The organism is Winogradskyella sp., assembly GCF_965228925.1.
In the GTDB taxonomy this organism is placed as follows: Bacteria; Bacteroidota; Bacteroidia; order Flavobacteriales; family Flavobacteriaceae; genus Winogradskyella.
In genome coordinates this window covers 4115607-4133755 of record NZ_OZ245845.1, presented here as the reverse complement: position 1 = coordinate 4133755, position 18149 = coordinate 4115607, and the positions used below count along the sequence as shown (strand labels likewise).

The following is an 18149-nucleotide window of genomic DNA, read 5'->3' as shown; positions in this document are numbered from 1 at the left end:
CCGCATCGGATGAAACCGTAGTTGGTATTTCGGTTCAAGTGGGAAGTTCTTACAGGCGTAATTTAGAGGTTGGAAAATATTTTCAAAAAAAATTACGAAGATGTTGTGAGGAATAAAAAAGGGTTTTATATTTGCACCCGCTAAAACGCCGAAGGGTTGTTTTGGAGATAAAAAAAGAGTTCATTAACATATTGAATTGACAGCGTAAGAGCCGATCGGAAGCGGTCGGCGAAAAACAAGAGAATAGATCATTTGGAGTACTGAATTAAATTCCTATCGGTTGTTGAAGAGATGGTCGAAAGACCTAAAATTTAACGATGAAGAGTTTGATCCTGGCTCAGGATGAACGCTAGCGGCAGGCCTAACACATGCAAGTCGGACGGTAACATTGGTTGCTTGCAACCAGATGACGAGTGGCGCACGGGTGCGTAACGCGTATACAATCTGCCTCTTACAGGGGGATAGCCTTTGGAAACGAAGAATAATACCCCATGGTATATAGTTGTTGCATGACATTTATATTAAAGATTTATCGGTAAGAGATGAGTATGCGTCCTATTAGCTAGTAGGTGTGGTAACGGCACACCTAGGCGACGATAGGTAGGGGCCCTGAGAGGGGGATCCCCCACACTGGTACTGAGACACGGACCAGACTCCTACGGGAGGCAGCAGTGAGGAATATTGGACAATGGGCGGAAGCCTGATCCAGCCATGCCGCGTGCAGGAAGACTGCCCTATGGGTTGTAAACTGCTTTTGTACGGGAAGAAACCCCCGCTCGTGAGCGGGGCTGACGGTACCGTAAGAATAAGCATCGGCTAACTCCGTGCCAGCAGCCGCGGTAATACGGAGGATGCAAGCGTTATCCGGAATCATTGGGTTTAAAGGGTCCGTAGGTGGACCGGTAAGTCAGAGGTGAAATCCTGCAGCTCAACTGTAGAACTGCCTTTGATACTGTCGGTCTTGAATCGTTGTGAAGTGGTTAGAATATGTAGTGTAGCGGTGAAATGCATAGATATTACATAGAATACCGATTGCGAAGGCAGATCACTAACAACGTATTGACACTGATGGACGAAAGCGTGGGGAGCGAACGGGATTAGATACCCCGGTAGTCCACGCCGTAAACGATGGTCACTAGCTGTTCGGACCTCGGTCTGAGTGGCTAAGCGAAAGTGATAAGTGACCCACCTGGGGAGTACGTTCGCAAGAATGAAACTCAAAGGAATTGACGGGGGCCCGCACAAGCGGTGGAGCATGTGGTTTAATTCGATGATACGCGAGGAACCTTACCAGGGCTTAAATGCAGAGTGACAGGTCTAGAGATAGATTTTTCTTCGGACACTTTGCAAGGTGCTGCATGGTTGTCGTCAGCTCGTGCCGTGAGGTGTCAGGTTAAGTCCTATAACGAGCGCAACCCCTGTTGTTAGTTGCCAGCATGTAAAGATGGGAACTCTAGCAAGACTGCCGGTGCAAACCGCGAGGAAGGTGGGGATGACGTCAAATCATCACGGCCCTTACGTCCTGGGCTACACACGTGCTACAATGGTATAGACAATGAGCAGCCACTTCGCGAGAAGGAGCGAATCTACAAACTATATCTCAGTTCGGATCGGAGTCTGCAACTCGACTCCGTGAAGCTGGAATCGCTAGTAATCGGATATCAGCCATGATCCGGTGAATACGTTCCCGGGCCTTGTACACACCGCCCGTCAAGCCATGGAAGCTGGGAGTGCCTGAAGTCCGTCACCGAGAGGAGCGGCCTAGGGTAAAATCGGTAACTAGGGCTAAGTCGTAACAAGGTAGCCGTACCGGAAGGTGCGGCTGGAACACCTCCTTTCTAGAGAAAGACGACGGATAGGAAGCTATCAAATACAGGAAATAGGTGGTTCTGTTCTCTTGCTGTCGATTTAAATTTAAGTATATAGTTGATGGTTATTGGTAAAGAGTGGGTTTGACCGCTTGCTGATTACCAACGGCTAACGACTAAAGACAGTCTCATAGCTCAGCTGGTTAGAGCGCTACACTGATAATGTAGAGGTCGGCAGTTCGAGTCTGCCTGAGACTACCAGGTCGAAAGACAGACGAGAAGTTTACCCTGAGCGCAGTCGAAGGGAGTCTGCCTGAGACTACGGCGTCCTTCGAAGCCTTGGCGAAGAAGGGCATAAGTTCATTAAAATAGGAAATTCTAGAAGTTGGGCAACCAGTTTGCGGTACGCGGTTGGCAGTACACAGTAGCTGACTACTGAATACTGAGGGCTGCCGACTAAACAATGGGGAATTAGCTCAGCTGGCTAGAGCGCCTGCCTTGCACGCAGGAGGTCACCGGTTCGACTCCGGTATTCTCCACAAGACCAGTAAACAGTCATCAGTTTACAGTAGGCAGTCCAAACTGCACACTGAATACTGGATACTGCGAACTGGACAAACGTTCATTGACATATTGAAAAAAGATACATGATAATTAGATAGAAATATTTAATAGAACAAAATAATTGTAACGAGCAATTATAACTCATTAAAAAGACAAAAGTACAATAAGCTAAACAAGAGCGTATGGGGAATGCCTAGGCTCTCAGAGGCGAAGAAGGACGTGATAAGCTGCGAAAAGCCGCGGGGATCGGCACATACGAATCGATCCGCGGATATCCGAATGGGGCAACCCACTATGTTGAAGACATAGTATCCTTTATAGGAGGCGAACCCGGGGAACTGAAACATCTAAGTACCCGGAGGAGAAGAAAACAAAAGTGATTCCGCCAGTAGTGGCGAGCGAACGCGGAACAGCCCAAACCAATATTGTTACGGCAATGTTGGGGTTGTAGGACTGCGATGTTCGAGTCGGAGCGAAGTAGAACCGTTTGGAAAGACGGACCGTAGATAGTGATAGTCTAGTATACGCAAGCGAAGACGAGATAGCAGTATCCTGAGTAGCGCGGGGCACGTGTAACCCTGTGTGAATCAGTCGGGACCATCCGATAAGGCTAAATACTCCTGAGAGACCGATAGTGTACCAGTACCGTGAGGGAAAGGTGAAAAGAACCCTGAATAAGGGAGTGAAATAGAACCTGAAACCATACGCTTACAAGCGGTCGGAGCGGATTTATCCGTGACGGCGTGCCTTTTGCATAATGAGCCTACGAGTTACCGTTGCTAGCGAGGTTAAGATTTTAAGGATCGGAGCCGTAGCGAAAGCGAGTCTGAACAGGGCGCTATAGTTAGTAGTGGTAGACGCGAAACCGTGTGATCTACCCATGGGCAGGGTGAAGCTGTGGTAACACACAGTGGAGGCCCGAACCGGTTGACGTTGAAAAGTCTTCGGATGACCTGTGGGTAGGGGTGAAAGGCCAATCAAACTCGGAAATAGCTCGTACTCCCCGAAATGCATTTAGGTGCAGCGTCGGTTTAGTTTTATAGAGGTAGAGCTACTGATTGGATGCGGGGGCTTCACCGCCTACCAATTCCTGACAAACTCCGAATGCTATAAAATGATTTCCGGCAGTGAGGGCATGGGTGCTAAGGTCCATGTCCGAGAGGGAAAGAACCCAGACCATCAGCTAAGGTCCCCAAATGTATGTTAAGTTGAATAAACGAGGTTGAACTGCTTAGACAGCTAGGATGTTGGCTTGGAAGCAGCCATTCATTTAAAGAGTGCGTAACAGCTCACTAGTCGAGCGGTTCGGCATGGATAATAATCGGGCATAAACATACTACCGAAGCTATGGCAACGCAAGTTGGGTAGGGGAGCATTGTAGTGTCGTCGAAGGTTTGCCGTGAGGCATGCTGGAGAAGCTACAAAAGAAAATGTAGGCATAAGTAACGATAATGCGGGCGAGAAACCCGCACACCGAAAGACTAAGGTTTCCTCAGCTATGCTAATCAGCTGAGGGTTAGTCGGGACCTAACGCGAACCCGAAAGGGGTAGTGGATGGACAACGGGTTAATATTCCCGTACCTGCCCGCGACGAAAGTGACGGATCCCCGTGGTTGCTGCGTACTGACGGAATAGTACGTTGAAGCGCAAGCGATAGTACACCGAGGCTACGGCCAAGGTGATAATGCAGCGAAGGGGGTTCCAAGAAAAGCGAGCGATGCAGCCCGTACCGTAAACCGACACAGGTAGTTGGGATGAGAATTCTAAGGTGCTCGAGAGATTCATGGCTAAGGAACTAGGCAAAATAGACGCGTAACTTCGGGAGAAGCGTCGCCACGCTCCGGCGTGGCCGCAGTGAAGAGGTCCAGGCGACTGTTTATCAAAAACACAGGGCTCTGCTAAATCGAAAGATGACGTATAGGGCCTGACACCTGCCCGGTGCTGGAAGGTTAAGTGGAGGGTTTAGCTTCGGCGAAGATCTGAAATGAAGCCCCAGTAAACGGCGGCCGTAACTATAACGGTCCTAAGGTAGCGAAATTCCTTGTCGGGTAAGTTCCGACCTGCACGAATGGTGTAACGATCTGGACACTGTCTCAGCCATGATCTCGGTGAAATTGTAGTAACGGTGAAGATGCCGTTTACCCGCAGTGGGACGAAAAGACCCCGTGAACCTTTACTATAGCTTAGTATTGGCTTTGGATAAGTAATGTGTAGGATAGGTGGGAGACTATGAATCGGCGTCGCCAGGCGTCGAGGAGTCATTGTTGAAATACCACCCTTTGCTTATCTAGAGTCTAACTTCTGATGAAGGACAGTGCTTGGTGGGTAGTTTGACTGGGGTGGTCGCCTCCAAAAGAGTAACGGAGGCTTCTAAAGGTTCCCTCAGCACGCTTGGTAACCGTGCGCAGAGTGCAATGGCATAAGGGGGCTTGACTGAGAGACATACAGGTCGATCAGGTACGAAAGTAGAGCATAGTGATCCGGTGGTTCCGCATGGAAGGGCCATCGCTCAAAGGATAAAAGGTACTCCGGGGATAACAGGCTGATCTCCCCCAAGAGCTCACATCGACGGGGGGGTTTGGCACCTCGATGTCGGCTCGTCACATCCTGGGGCTGGAGAAGGTCCCAAGGGTTGGGCTGTTCGCCCATTAAAGTGGCACGCGAGCTGGGTTCAGAACGTCGTGAGACAGTTCGGTCTCTATCTACTGTGGGCGTTAGAAATTTGAGTGGATCTGACTCTAGTACGAGAGGACCGAGTTGGACGAACCTCTGGTGTACCTGTTGTTCTGCCAAGGGCATTGCAGGGTAGCTACGTTCGGAAGGGATAAGCGCTGAAAGCATATAAGCGCGAAACCCACCACAAGATGAGATTTCTTTAAAGGGCCGTGGGAGACGACCACGTCGATAGGCTACAGGTGTAAAGGCAGCAATGTCATAGCCGAGTAGTACTAATAGCCCATAGGCTTATTGTACGCCGCTCTTTTTAAGGTATAGGTCATGTAATTTTTTCAATGTGTCAACAATATTGGTCACGCCTGTAGCGTGACAGTTAGGAGTTCGGAGTTCGGAGTTGAGAGTTTAAAAAGCTCATAACTCAATGACCCATAACTCATAACTTACAACTTAAGGTGGTTATAGCGACGGGGCTCACCTCTTACCATTCCGAACAGAGAAGTTAAGCCCGTTTGCGCCGATGGTACTACGCTTGTGGAAGAGTAGGTCGCCGCCTTTTTTGAAAAACCCAGTTCATTTGAACTGGGTTTTTTGTTTTCAATAAGCTTAGAATGGATAGGATAGGTTTTAAATTACTTCTTTTTAAAAATACTATCTGCGATAGTATTAAGTCCAATAAACAGCATGGCAATTGCCGCTATGCATAGTATTATAGCTAGTACAAGTAGCGGAATATATAAGGGTTTGTCGTCATTACTTAGAGCTAGATGTAATAAAGTCGGACCCGCAAACATAAGCACCAAGCAAATACCCATGCGTTTTAGTCCTTTTCCTAATAACTTTTTATCGGTTCTGTTGTTGTCGTCCATGTGCTATACTTTGTCTTACACTCTGATGCTCCTCAAGTAATTTGGAGGCTTCCTTTTCCGAAACGTTTAAGGCATTCATAATCATTTTTATGCCACGGTCTACCAATTTATTATTACTCAATTGCATGTCTACCATTTTATTGTCCTTCACTCTTCCCAACTGAATCATAGTGGCCGTAGTAATCATATTCAATACCAGCTTTTGGGCTGTTCCAGCTTTCATCCTAGAACTGCCTGTAAGAAATTCTGGACCGACGATAACTTCGATCGGATATTGTGCAGTGAGGCTTAAAGGGCTATTCTTATTGCAAGTGATACATCCCGTAATTAAACCTTCTTCATTACATTTTTTTAGAGTACTGACAACGTATGGTGTGGTCCCCGAGGCCGCAATACCTACGACGATATCTTTTTCTGATATATCATAATCCTGTAAATCCTTCCAGCCTTGAGTCGTAGAATCTTCTGCATTTTCTACAGCTTTTCTTATAGCAGTGTCACCACCAGCAATTAAGCCTATGACTAAATTGTGCGAAACACCAAATGTTGGTGGGCACTCTGAGGCATCCAAAATACCTAAACGACCACTTGTACCGGCTCCTATGTAGAATAACCGCCCACCATTCTTGAGTTTTTCAACCACTTTTTGTATCAGTATTTCTATTTGTGGAAGTGATTTTTCAACAGCAAGTGGTACGGTTTTATCTTCAGCATTCATACTGATAATAATCTCATTTACCGACATTTTTTCTAAGTCGTTATAATGAGAATCTTGTTCCGTTGTCTTGGTAAAACTCATGGCTTAAAGTTAAGAAATAATTTAACGGAGTTTAATGCAAATCGACCTTAGTTCCTTTATACTATTGAACTGTATAAATAAGTTCGTCAACTTCCGAGAGCCTAAAATAGCCAAACGGGAAATTGTCGGGATTGGTCGTATTGATGCAGTTGCCTCTTACTGTTGCAGGTTGCGTTTCGAAAGGTCCACCACCTTCCTCACTTCCTTGCTGAAGTAAAATAAACATAAACTCATAAAATCGCTCGGATATACCATGATTTCTAATGGTTACAATATTACCTGATTCTAAATCTTCTTCAGTGTAGAAACCAAAAATTTGATTGCCATCTGTGAATCTATCTTCATAAACTTCAAGTGTTGGTATTACAGGAATATCGCTGATAAATTCAAAGAAATAATAATTTTCAATATTAGCAGGATCTGTATAGAAGGCTTTTAATTCGATGTCTTCTCCCGAAAAACCACCTTCGTTTTCTTGTTCGACAAAATCTATAGGGACAACGGATTTTAGGATTTCTGTACCCGTGTAGGTTTCACCTTCATAAAGAATGGTGAGGGTGTAAGTTTCATCTATAACGGGTACGAAGTTATTGGTTCTGTAAATTCCAGTAAGGCCTTCTTCGACAAAATTAAAAACAGTATTGTTAGAATCCGTGATTTGAACTGTTGCTCCATTAGCGGGAGGAACAGATTCATCAAAGAAAGGTGCTGTTAAACTTAGTCGGATACTTTGTTCATTCCCACTTGTATTTTTAAACCAATTAATAGAGGCGTCTATCACTAAGCGTGGTTCTGCTGTATTGAGATCGACGTCGACAACGTCTTCACAATTTGTAAAAAAACTAAGAAACAATACTATTACAAATAACTTTTTCATTAGTTCTAAAATTTAAAATTATAGGAAACCGAAGGAACGATACCAAAAATGGATAGTCTCACGGCTTCGTTTGTGCCCGACATGCGGTTTTCCCGAAATGTAATATTGGCCGCATTTCTTCGATTATAAACATTGTATATCCCAAAAACCCATTGGCCTTTGAATCGTTTCTGACTATCTGGTTTTGGGTTGTAATTAACGGATAAGTCTAAACGATGATACGCTGGTAATCTACTTGAATTTCTAGCTTCATAGCTTGGTACTACAATACCATTAAATTCGTATTGTCCATTTGGAAAGGTTGCCGGTAGACCCGTTTGAAATAAAAAGTTAGAGCTAAGCGACCATTTTTTATTCAAGTTGTAACTAGCAGTCAACGAAATATCATGGGTTTTATCAAAGGGTGTTTTATACCATTCCCCATTATTAATTCCTGTTTCAATTGGTGTTCTCCCTGGGGTACGCTGCTCAGACCGCGATAGGGTATAGGCCAACCACCCTTGAAGTCTGCCTTCATTTTTTCTCAATAAGACCTCTAAACCATAGGCTCTAGCTTCACCATTTAAGATGACCTGTTCTATGGCATTATTGGCAATCAAATCTGCACCATCAATATAGTCGATGCGATTTTGTATGGTTTTATAAAAGGTTTCTACTTCTAATGAAAACAAGTTGTCTTTAAACGTTCTAAAATAACCAAGTGCCACCTGATCTAATAACTGAGGCTCAACAAATTTTCCACTGGGTGTCCATACATCCAAAGGTGTGGGCGAACTCGTGTTCGATAAGAGATGTAAGTACTGACTCATTCGGTTATAGCTCGCTTTTATGGACGAGTTATCGTCAAGCTGATAGGCGAGTGCTAAACGTGGTTCTATATTGGCAAAAGATGCTATGACATCAGTTCTGTTAAAGTTTTCCGTTCCTGTTGGTTCAGCTTTTTCGTAAATGCCTAGAGCTTCGTTAAACAGGACAGGATTGTCATTTTCATAAGTATTTAATTCGTCTTGCCCTAATCGATGGAATGTACTGAATCTTGCACCATAACTCACGGATAGTTTATTACTGAGTTTGTGCTCTGCATCAATATATACGGCATTTTCAAAAGCATATTTATCGATTAATTTGAAAGGATTTATACCAGAATCCTCAGTATTTGGATTGATCTCACCGGGATTAAATTTGTAGTAAATACTATTTAAACCATATTCTAGCTTAAAGTTATTACTGATATAATGTTTGAGATCGTATTTAACATTAAAGTTTCTTATAAAGGACTCCCATTCAAAACCGACAAAATTGAGATCTAAACCGTAGTAATAGTCTGAATAAATCAATGATAAATTTGAAAACAGTTTATCCGAAAATAGGTGGTTCCAACGAAAATTAACGACGGTATTGCCATAAGTATTTTCAAAACTATCCTGAATGTTAAAGACATCCCTGCCGAAGTAACCCGAAAGAAAGATACTATTTCGTTCATTCAATCGATAGCTGAGCTTTGTATTTAAATCATAGAAGTAAGCCACATTATCGATGTCGAACAAGGGTAAGAATAAATGGGCATAACTACTTCGGCCGCCAAATAAAAAAGAACCCTTATCTTTTTTTATAGGGCCTTCTGCTAACAATCGACTCGAAATTAGACCTATACCACCATTCATATGGAACTCACTACTGTTTCCTTCTTTTTGGTAAATGTCCAATACGGATGACACGCGACCACCATACTTTGCGGGTATGCCACCTTTATATAACTTAATATCCTTAATGGCATCTGGATTGAAAACTGAAAAGAATCCAAATAAATGGGAGGAGTTAAAAATTGTGGCCTCATCTAATAGGATAAGGTTTTGATCTGCGGCACCACCTCTAACGTTAAATCCTGAAGAACCTTCACCGGCATTAGTTACACCAGGAAGCAATGTAATGGATTTTATAACGTCTACCTCTCCCAAGACCACAGGCATATTCTTAATGGTTTGGATGGAAAGTGCATTAACACTCATTTGAGGTTTTCTTATATTGAGTTTTTCAATGTTTTCTTTTATCACTACTTCATCTAAGCTTTCAGCACTTTCACTTAACTTAAAATTTTTGGTCGTGTTGGCATTTAAAACAATGGTTTCGGAAATGGTTTTAAAGCCTAAATAACTAATTTGAACGTTATAAGTACCTTCAGGAAGTGTAATAGAGTAAAACCCATATTCATTAGTCATGGTACCAGACTGCAGTTCTGGGATAATGATATTTACACCTATGAGTGTTTCGTTACTTTGGTTATCTGTAATGGTGCCACTTAAGGTAAATTTTTCTTGGGCTAGGCTATTAAAAGAAAACCATAAGGAGATGATAAAAACAAAGCAGGGGTTTTTGTTCATTGCAATTTTTTAAGTCAAACAAAAATAAAAAAGCTTCATTTTGAATGAAGCTCTTTTAACTTAAGTTTAATTTACTATTGAATTCAATGTTTTACTAGGCCGCATCGCATTGTTAGTTAAGCGCTCATTGGGTAAATAATAGCCATCGATGCTGACCGGTTCACCTTGGCAATCGATTAACTCTTTTACGATGGTAGCCTTGTGGGTTGAAAGCTGTTTGTAAACCTCAGTGAACTCTACTTTCAAAGCGTCATCCTTAGTCTGATTTGCCAAAGCTTCTGCCCAATACAAGGCTAGATAAAAATGACTGCCTCTGTTGTCTAATTCATTGACTTTTCTAGAAGGGCCTTTTTTGTGTTCTAGCAACTTTTCGGTGGCGTCGTCTAGAGCTTCACCTAAGATTTTTGCTTTTGTGTTATTATTCACTTCTCCAAAATGGTCCAGAGATACAGCCAAGGCCAAGAACTCACCTAGGGAATCCCAACGCAAATGATTTTCGGTCACAAATTGCTGCACATGTTTTGGTGCAGAACCTCCAGCTCCAGTTTCAAACAAACCACCACCATTCATCAGTGGAACGATAGAGAGCATTTTTGCACTTGTTCCCAATTCTAATATCGGGAACAAATCCGTAAGATAATCCCTGAGAACATTACCTGTAACGGAGATGGTGTCGTTTCCTATTTTAACGCGTTCTAAAGTAAAGTTTGTAGCTTCAATAGGTGATAAGATTCTAATATCTAATCCTGAAGTATCATGATTTGGTAAATAGTGATTAACCTTTTTAATCAATTCGGCATCATGGGCTCTATTTTTATCCAACCAAAATACAGCAGGTGTTTGAGACGCTCTTGCTCTTGTTACCGCTAATTTAATCCAATCTTGAATAGGTGCATCTTTAACCTGGCACATTCTCCAGATATCACCTTTTTCGACATTATGGCTTGTTAATAGATCCCCTTCGGCATTAATCACTTCGACTTTTCCATTCGATGCAATCTCAAAAGTTTTGTCATGAGAACCATATTCTTCCGCTTTCTGGGCCATTAAACCAACATTAGGAACCGTTCCCATAGTGGTGGGATCGAAAGCTCCATGTGTTTTACAAAAGTCTATAGTCGCAATATAAACACCAGCATAACTACTATCTGGAATGATAGCTTTGGTATCTTGTTGCTCACCATTTTTATTCCACATCTGACCCGAGGTACGGATCATGGCTGGCATTGAGGCATCGATAATGACGTGGCTAGGCACATGCAAATTGGTAATACCTTTATCGGAATTGACCATCGCTAAATCTGGACCTTGTTCAAAGGCGGCGCTGATGTCCGCTTCGATCTCAGTGCGCTTGGCAGCATCTAATTCTTCTAGGTTTTCCAATAAGTTCCCAAAGCCATTATTGGCATCGACACCTATATCTTCGAGTACTTCAGCATGTTTTTCAAAAACAGATTTGAAGTAGGTTTTGACCACATGACCAAAAATGATGGGATCGGAAACCTTCATCATGGTGGCTTTCATGTGTAAGGACATTAACACATCTTGAGCTTTAGCGTCCTTAATTTCTTTATCCAAAAAGCCTAATAATGCACTTTTGCTCATGAAGGTTGTGTCGATAATTTCACCTTTTAATACGCTGATATTATCTTTTAAAATCGTCGCATTTCCATAGGTATTGGTGTGAACAATTTTTACAGAAGTTGCTGCTGGAATGGTCACAGACACTTCGTTATGTGCAAAGTCTCCATGAGCCATAGTGGCCACATGAGTTTTGGAATCTGACGTCCACTCGCCCATACTGTGAGGGTTTTTCTTGGCGTAATTTTTAACCGCTTTTGGCGCACGTCTATCCGAGTTTCCTTCTCTTAATACAGGATTGACGGCACTTCCCTTTATTTTATCATAGCGCGCTTTTATCTCCTTTTCTTCATTAGTGCTCGGTTCTTCTGGATAATCCGGGAGTTTATAACCTTTTGATTGTAATTCTTCAATAGCATCAGTAAGTTGAGGAATTGAGGCGCTGATATTTGGTAATTTTATAATATTGGCTTCAGGTTGTTTCGCTAATTCACCCAGTTCTGCCAAAGCATCCGCCACTTTTTGTTCTTCTGTTAAATAATCAGGAAATACGGCTAAAATTCTAGCGGCTAACGAGATATCTTTGACCTCTAGCGTTATACCAGAAGATTTTGTAAAGGATTGAACAATTGGTAAAAAAGAACGTGTGGCTAAAGCTGGTGCTTCATCCGTTTTTGTATAAACAATCTTTGCTGTTTTTGTCATAGGTTGTCAAAAATAAAGTGAATGTGCTTGGGCTTAATTTTAAGCTGTGCAAATATACAAAAACACTTGTGTTTTGTCAGTATAGGATTAATAAGAGCTTGCTTAAAAAAATGAGAATTTAATAATAATTATATGAGATACTGATAATCTCTACTTTACCTTAATATTGAATGTCCTTAAGAGCCCAAAAAGGTTGTCTTTTGAAAACAATGCAGACTTTAAATGGTTTGATGACGGATCGATATCGAAGTTAAACGCAGTTGACAAATCCGACTGTTCGAGATTGGTATTATCGAATAGGGCCTTCTTTAAATCGCATTTTATGAATTGGCAAGACTTTGCTTCCGTAAAACTAAAGTCGACCTGATGCATGTTGCAGGAAGAAAAAAGGGTTTTATTAATGGTCATCTCTGAGAAACTACTTAAACTCAGATTACAATCCTTGAAACTAAAGGCCATTAAAAAGTCATTACAATCTTTAAAGTTGACTCCGACGAGTTTACAGCTTGTAAAAATAACATCATTAAAAGTGACATGCTTTAGGTTGGCATTGCTAAAGTTACAGTCGTGGAACTCGCATTCCAAAAAAATGGTATTAGAAATATCAGAATGCTCAAAATTACAGTTGGTAAAGCTACAGTAGCTATATTCTGCCTTAGGCAAGCGGTTCTTGGTATAGTCTTGGTGGTTGAAATTCTGACTGTCTATGAGAGGAAGATTCATATTACAAATATAAGCTGACAAAAATTTAATTATACTAGTTATTTGATAAGAGTCCAAAAACTAATATGGACTCTTAACAAGTTAAGTATTTAGATAAGACCCATATGGCACTGGTTTTATCGTCTTTTTGCTCATGTTGCAATTTTGACCAGTAGGTATTATTTATTTCTTGTCACGGTAACACCCCTAATGAGCTACGCTCGGTATCTTCAATTAAAGCTATGGCTTTAATTTCGATAATCCTCAAGGGGACAATTTAAATAGAATATACGTTTTGGGAGGCAAGCAACAGACAAGAGTTCCGCCTAAGCAAGTTCAGGATGGCCGGATTTAAAATGTTATGGAATGCTGAAAGGAGTTTTGTAAAATGTAAAAAGCCATATCACTACAGTAAACTGTGCTGACATGGCTTCTTTTTGAAACAGTACTAACGTGACCTATTTAGTTTTCACTAACTCAGCTGCATGGTTTGCACCATCATCCTTTTCAGTTCAAGGGTTTCTGTTTCAGTGAAACGTTTCGCAACTTTCAAAATGTATTGACCTGTTGCTACTGCGTTTCATAAGATGTGTTTTCTTGATATTTTCTTTTTTATCATTCACTTTCGTGTCTCATACGTCCAAAAACATTGCTCGTCCTTTTCACGTTCACTTTCGATTCCGTTACTTTTTCAAAGCTTTCCACCGTCACTTTATAACCTGCAAGCATGCTATAAAGCTCTAGCTTCATGGTTCACTACACCTCACTTGCCTACACAAGCGGCTTGTTCACCTCAAAAACAATCTCATTATATAAAGAACGTTACTTTATTTACAATTTAACATAAATTTGAAGAAAACTCCAAAACCAAACTAGGTTTGTTATTAATTGTTTAGCTAAGATATGTCTACATTGCGAATTTCCAAATTTTTTAGGCATTTAGATATGCACAACTTATAAACTAGAGTTATTAACAATGGTTAATAACTAAAAAAGCCCCTGAATTCAGGGGCTTTTTAAAAGGTATGTCAGTTAGCTTATCGTCTAACTTCTTTGATTCTTGCTTTTTTACCAGTAAGACCTCTAAAGTAGAATATACGTGCTCTACGTACTTTACCACGCTTATTTACTTCAATTTTTTGTAAGGCTGGTAGGTTCACTGGGAAGATACGCTCTACACCAATGGTTCCAGACATTTTACGTATGGTAAAGGTTTCTGAGGATCCACTTCCTTTACGCTGTAAGACCACACCTTTAAAGAACTGAGTACGGGTTTTATTACCCTCTTTAATCTCGTAATATACGGTGATGGTATCACCAGCACTAAATTCTGGTAAGTCTTTTTTGGTTACAAATTCGTCTTGTACAAATTTTACTAAAGAATCCATGTTTTCTTTTTTTATTAGGGTTGCTCCAAACCAACATTCACGATTCTCGCCAGAGGTTAATCTAAAGTGGCTGCAAAGATAGTCAAAAAGTTAAAAGTAGAAAGTAGAAAGTGAAAAGTTTTAATCTTTATTGTCGTCTTTTTTAAGGTCATTAATAGCGAAAATTACAAAACCAATGGTAAACACAAAGAATGAGAATGTATTTAGGTAAGACAATAGTACTTGCACTTTTAAATAGTTATCCGTTTCAAAAGAACTTGTTACATATGGCATTACTTGAAATGCTACAATGGCTATTAGTGTAAACACAGTACCTACGACCATAATTTTTGCACCAATAGATTTGCGGTATTTTGTAATTATAATAATGCTTGAAACAATAACGGCGAGCTGCAATAATAATATTACAACACCATTAATAGCAAAGTGTATGCTTAAATCGTCGAAATTATCCATATCCAATGTTTTAGTCAGTTAAAAGATCTGGCCGTCGTTCTTGGGTGCGTTTGTAGGCCTGTTCTTCTCGCCATTTCTCAATTTCACCAAAATTACCACTAAATAGGACTTCGGGTACTTTCATGCCTTTATACTCCCTTGGTCTAGTATAAATAGGAGGGGCCAACAGATTATCTTGAAAGGAATCGGTGAGGGCAGAGGTCTCATTACCTAGAACACCAGGGATTAGGCGAATCACAGCATCACATAATACGGCTGCTCCCAGTTCCCCACCTGAGAGCACATAATCGCCAATGGAGATTTCTTTGGTAATAAAGGTGTCGCGTACACGCTGATCCACCCCTTTATAATGACCGCAAAGAATAATAATGTTTTCTTTTAAGGAGATTTGATTGGCAATACTTTGGTTAAGCCGCTCCCCATCTGGTGTCATATAAATAATCTCATCGTAATGGCGCTCAGCCTGCAAACCTGAAATACATTTATCGATGGGTTCTATCATCATGACCATACCGGCACCGCCGCCAAATTGGTAATCATCTACGGATTTGTAGTTATCTGTGGTGTAATCCCTAAGATTATGAAAATGCACCTCTACCAAATTAGCTTCTATGGCACGTTTAAGGATAGAGGCCTCAAAGGGACTTTTTAATAATTCTGGTAATACGGTAATGATATCGATGCGCATACACTATTTTATTGAAATACAAAGGTAGGGTTAATTTGGCTGAAATGAGTTATACAAGTTGTTAGCTACTTGACTTTTGAATTAAATAATCTTTTATAAAATCAACCTTCTTTAAACGCTCTGGTACGGCAGTCGTAATATCGCTGTGCAGCATAGTTTTTAGATTACCAAGGCCATATTAATTAAGAAATACAGTAGTAATGAATTTTAGGCGATGTTCTAGCGAGATTTTTTATTTTCACCTTATGAAAATGTCCAAAGGAGCATTTATTAATCTATTTTTTATTGCATGTCTTTTTTTTGTCAGTGGCCTATTAAATAATTTATTGTTCAGGGCTTTCCCAGAATTTAATTTCTATTTTTTGGTCTCAATTATTAAGGTGCTAGGCGTGATTTATCTTTTCGCCTATAGTGATTTTAAAGATTTTAAATTCGTCAAATTTGTTTATTTAGGCTGTATCATAATTGCTTTTACTAAAGTGTCTATAATGGCCAAAGCTCATTTTTTAATGAATACGGGTCTCATAATAAGCTTAAACCTTGTGGGTGTTTTGATGATCGGTTTTACGTATTGGCTTTACTTGTTTTCTAAGCTAGGATTGAAATCGTTTTTTAATTTTAAGTTTTGGTTTGTGGCTGTTGAAATCTGTTTAGCTTGTCTTATGTTTCCGGTGCTATCAGGGCATTTTTCTATCGTTCAATTAACATGGATAGCTTTCTTTTCAATGTTAATAGTGTTAGTAATAATTGTAAATAAAATCAGGAAATAAAAGCACTTAATACGTTTTTTTGGTAATGGTGCGGTTGTAGGATAATATTTGATTACCGTTCCATCAACAAGGACACTCTTTGGCAAATTTGTCAGTGCTTTGTTGATGCATTAGTCATTATGTTATGATATACTGTAAAAAGTATGCCATTCAGAACAGACTAAAATCGACCAGAAAAGTCTCTTCTGTCCCTATTCCATCGCCCGAATAGACTATTGATATATTAAACAAATCATCGTCAGCTTCTGTATTAAGAAACCATTCGTAGCCCTGGCTTCCATCTCCAAACTGACTAAATTCTGGTGTCCCATATTTATCTGTTAACCAATTTACAATATAATCCAGATTCTGTTGATTGGCATATATGTCAACATTGACGTGTGCATAGAAAGGTTCTTGAGTTAAAAAATCAGTTAGAATAACATATCGGTATTCCGTAACCGCATTTTGTGGATTTAAATAGGTGAAAAAAAAGCCATTATCTAGATCAGGCTCACCTTCCTGCATTTTTAATTCTTCAGGTGAAATTCTAAAATTCAGATTCGGTTCTTGAAAATTACTTAATAGCTGCGATGGATCAATAGAACTATCATCCGAATCGCAAGATAAAAGCGCTATGGAAATAAAAAACAATAAGAGATGTTTTAAGACTGTTGTATTTTTGTAAGTAATTTTTGCTTTCATTTTTAAGAATTTTACTAAGAGTTCATCATGTTGGTCTATGTAAACTTACTATATTAATAAACGATTAACAACAAAAAAATTCACAATAAATACGGATTTGATTTGGTTGATAGAAAGAAATACCTTACAAGTGTCTTAGATAAGTGCTCAGCCTGACAGTTTAGAATGTGTTATGTTCTAAGGACTTAAAAGTACTCCAATAGTTTACGGAATAAAGCTTTCAATTCTTCACGTTCTGAATTGTCCGATAATATCCCAAGTAGCCAACCCTGATAGCTGTTGGTTCTCTTTCTTAATCTGCCAATGCGTAATCATTTCATATCTTATTTTTTTCTATCTCAGAGTCCGTCATTTTTTCAATTTTAACGTCTGCGTAGTAATTTTTACCTAATAAGACCCATACGTAGCTGTTGGGCATTCTACAATCGGGAGGTACTTTTTCTCTTTTGACCATTAGTAATCCGCCTCCATCCATCATCCCTATTCCATATCCTACATGAATATGAATTGTATTTGGATACAAGCTTCCAAAAACTACACCTCTTATTTTTGCTTTATAATCCGATTCGATCATACCCTAAAAATACAGGAGCTAAACTTAACACATCAATCAACTACTAACAATAAAAAAGTATAACACCTTTAGTAATCAATAATGATAGCTCGCATTTTCACTTAAATCGTTTTAGCGTAGACATCAATATGTATTGATTTTCCGTCCTTTATTTCGCTATCCTTGATGGTTTTTTCGTAGTTGAAATCGAGTTTAGACATGGCTTTTTTACAATTGATATTTTCGCTGTCTACAAAGCCTTCTATTCGGTGCAGTTGAAGATGGTTAAATCCGTAATTAGTGATTAATGGTAAAGCCTCTTGCATAATGCCCTTTCCCCAAAATTCTGGAAGTAACCAAAGCCCAATTTCAGCCTTATTTTCTTCTGGATTAATGTCATTTAGTCCACCCGCTCCGTAAAAGGTTTGATTATCACGAGCGCAAATCGCCCACCATAGCTGTTTCATATCCGCAAACCAAATCATTTGCTCTTTTGTAGCTTCCAAACTATCATAACTAATGCCATAATGTCTGATAACATTGGGGTTAGAAAGACCGTTGAATATGTTTTCAAGATCTAAATCGGTGATTTTACGCAGTAGAAGCCGGTCGGTCTTTATTGTTGGAACATGTTTATCCACTCCACCAGAT

Annotated in this window: 12 protein-coding genes, 2 tRNA genes and 3 rRNA genes; 5 read left to right on the top strand and 12 right to left on the bottom strand. The window is 40.3% G+C overall.

The features are described 5' to 3' along the window. Window positions 1–314 precede the first annotated feature (314 nt). The 5 genes from ACO052_RS17270 to rrf all read left to right on the top strand — a co-directional run bounded on the left by ACO052_RS17270 (window position 315) and on the right by rrf (window position 5604). Window positions 315–1838: ribosomal RNA gene (locus ACO052_RS17270) — 16S ribosomal RNA — on the top strand. 154 nt (window positions 1839–1992) lie between these two features. Beyond that, window positions 1993–2069, top strand: a tRNA-Ile gene (locus ACO052_RS17265). 204 nt (window positions 2070–2273) lie between these two features. Next, window positions 2274–2347, top strand: a tRNA-Ala gene (locus ACO052_RS17260). A gap of 186 nt (window positions 2348–2533) precedes the next feature. Next, window positions 2534–5344 (top strand): 23S ribosomal RNA (locus ACO052_RS17255). Window positions 5345–5496: 152 nt separating this feature from the next. Then, window positions 5497–5604, top strand: a 5S ribosomal RNA gene (rrf, locus tag ACO052_RS17250). Together the 16S, 23S and 5S rRNA genes with 2 tRNA genes alongside form the textbook arrangement of a ribosomal RNA operon. 73 nt (window positions 5605–5677) lie before the next feature. Here the strand turns inward: rrf and ACO052_RS17245 are convergent. From ACO052_RS17245 to ACO052_RS17190, 12 genes are all read right to left on the bottom strand, one after another. Next, complete coding sequence (locus tag ACO052_RS17245; RefSeq protein WP_422105038.1) at window positions 5678–5914, bottom strand: DUF6095 family protein; 237 nt, start codon at window positions 5912–5914, stop codon at window positions 5678–5680. Next, window positions 5889–6713, bottom strand: a complete 825-nt coding sequence (murQ, locus tag ACO052_RS17240; protein WP_422105037.1) for an N-acetylmuramic acid 6-phosphate etherase — start codon at window positions 6711–6713, stop codon at window positions 5889–5891. Before murQ ends, ACO052_RS17245 begins: the two co-directional genes overlap by 26 nt. A 61-nt stretch (window positions 6714–6774) precedes the next feature. Further along, window positions 6775–7590: a DUF4249 domain-containing protein gene (locus ACO052_RS17235; RefSeq protein WP_422105036.1), complete on the bottom strand. Its 816-nt coding sequence runs from the start codon at window positions 7588–7590 to the stop codon at window positions 6775–6777. 5 nt (window positions 7591–7595) lie between these two features. Next, entirely contained in the window at window positions 7596–9971 is a 2376-nt protein-coding gene (locus tag ACO052_RS17230) for a TonB-dependent receptor (RefSeq protein WP_422105035.1), read from the bottom strand. A 66-nt stretch (window positions 9972–10037) separates the two neighbouring features. Further along, window positions 10038–12257, bottom strand: a complete 2220-nt coding sequence (locus ACO052_RS17225; RefSeq protein WP_422105034.1) for an NADP-dependent isocitrate dehydrogenase — start codon at window positions 12255–12257, stop codon at window positions 10038–10040. Between the two features lie 150 nt (window positions 12258–12407). Further along, the gene (locus ACO052_RS17220; RefSeq protein WP_422105033.1) at window positions 12408–12980 is read right to left on the bottom strand and encodes a pentapeptide repeat-containing protein; all 573 of its coding nucleotides are present in this window, start codon (window positions 12978–12980) and stop codon (window positions 12408–12410) included. A 1016-nt stretch (window positions 12981–13996) separates the two neighbouring features. Then, on the bottom strand, window positions 13997–14347 hold the full coding sequence (gene rplS, locus ACO052_RS17215) for a 50S ribosomal protein L19 (RefSeq protein ID WP_299365865.1): 351 nt from the start codon (window positions 14345–14347) through the stop codon (window positions 13997–13999). A gap of 120 nt (window positions 14348–14467) precedes the next feature. Continuing rightward, entirely contained in the window at window positions 14468–14803 is a 336-nt protein-coding gene (locus ACO052_RS17210; RefSeq protein WP_422105032.1) for a hypothetical protein, read from the bottom strand. 10 nt (window positions 14804–14813) lie between these two features. Continuing rightward, a complete protein-coding gene (gene trmD / locus ACO052_RS17205; RefSeq protein WP_422105031.1) occupies window positions 14814–15491 on the bottom strand; it encodes a tRNA (guanosine(37)-N1)-methyltransferase TrmD in 678 nt (225 codons plus the stop codon). A 920-nt stretch (window positions 15492–16411) separates the two neighbouring features. Then, on the bottom strand, window positions 16412–16945 hold the full coding sequence (locus ACO052_RS17200; protein ID WP_422105030.1) for a hypothetical protein: 534 nt from the start codon (window positions 16943–16945) through the stop codon (window positions 16412–16414). Between the two features lie 316 nt (window positions 16946–17261). Continuing rightward, window positions 17262–17519: a hypothetical protein gene (locus ACO052_RS17195; protein WP_422105029.1), complete on the bottom strand. Its 258-nt coding sequence runs from the start codon at window positions 17517–17519 to the stop codon at window positions 17262–17264. Window positions 17520–17620: 101 nt separating this feature from the next. Continuing rightward, window positions 17621–18139, bottom strand: coding sequence for a GNAT family N-acetyltransferase (locus ACO052_RS17190; RefSeq protein WP_422105028.1), 519 nt, complete (start codon window positions 18137–18139; stop codon window positions 17621–17623). Between the last annotated feature and the right edge of the window lie 10 nt (window positions 18140–18149).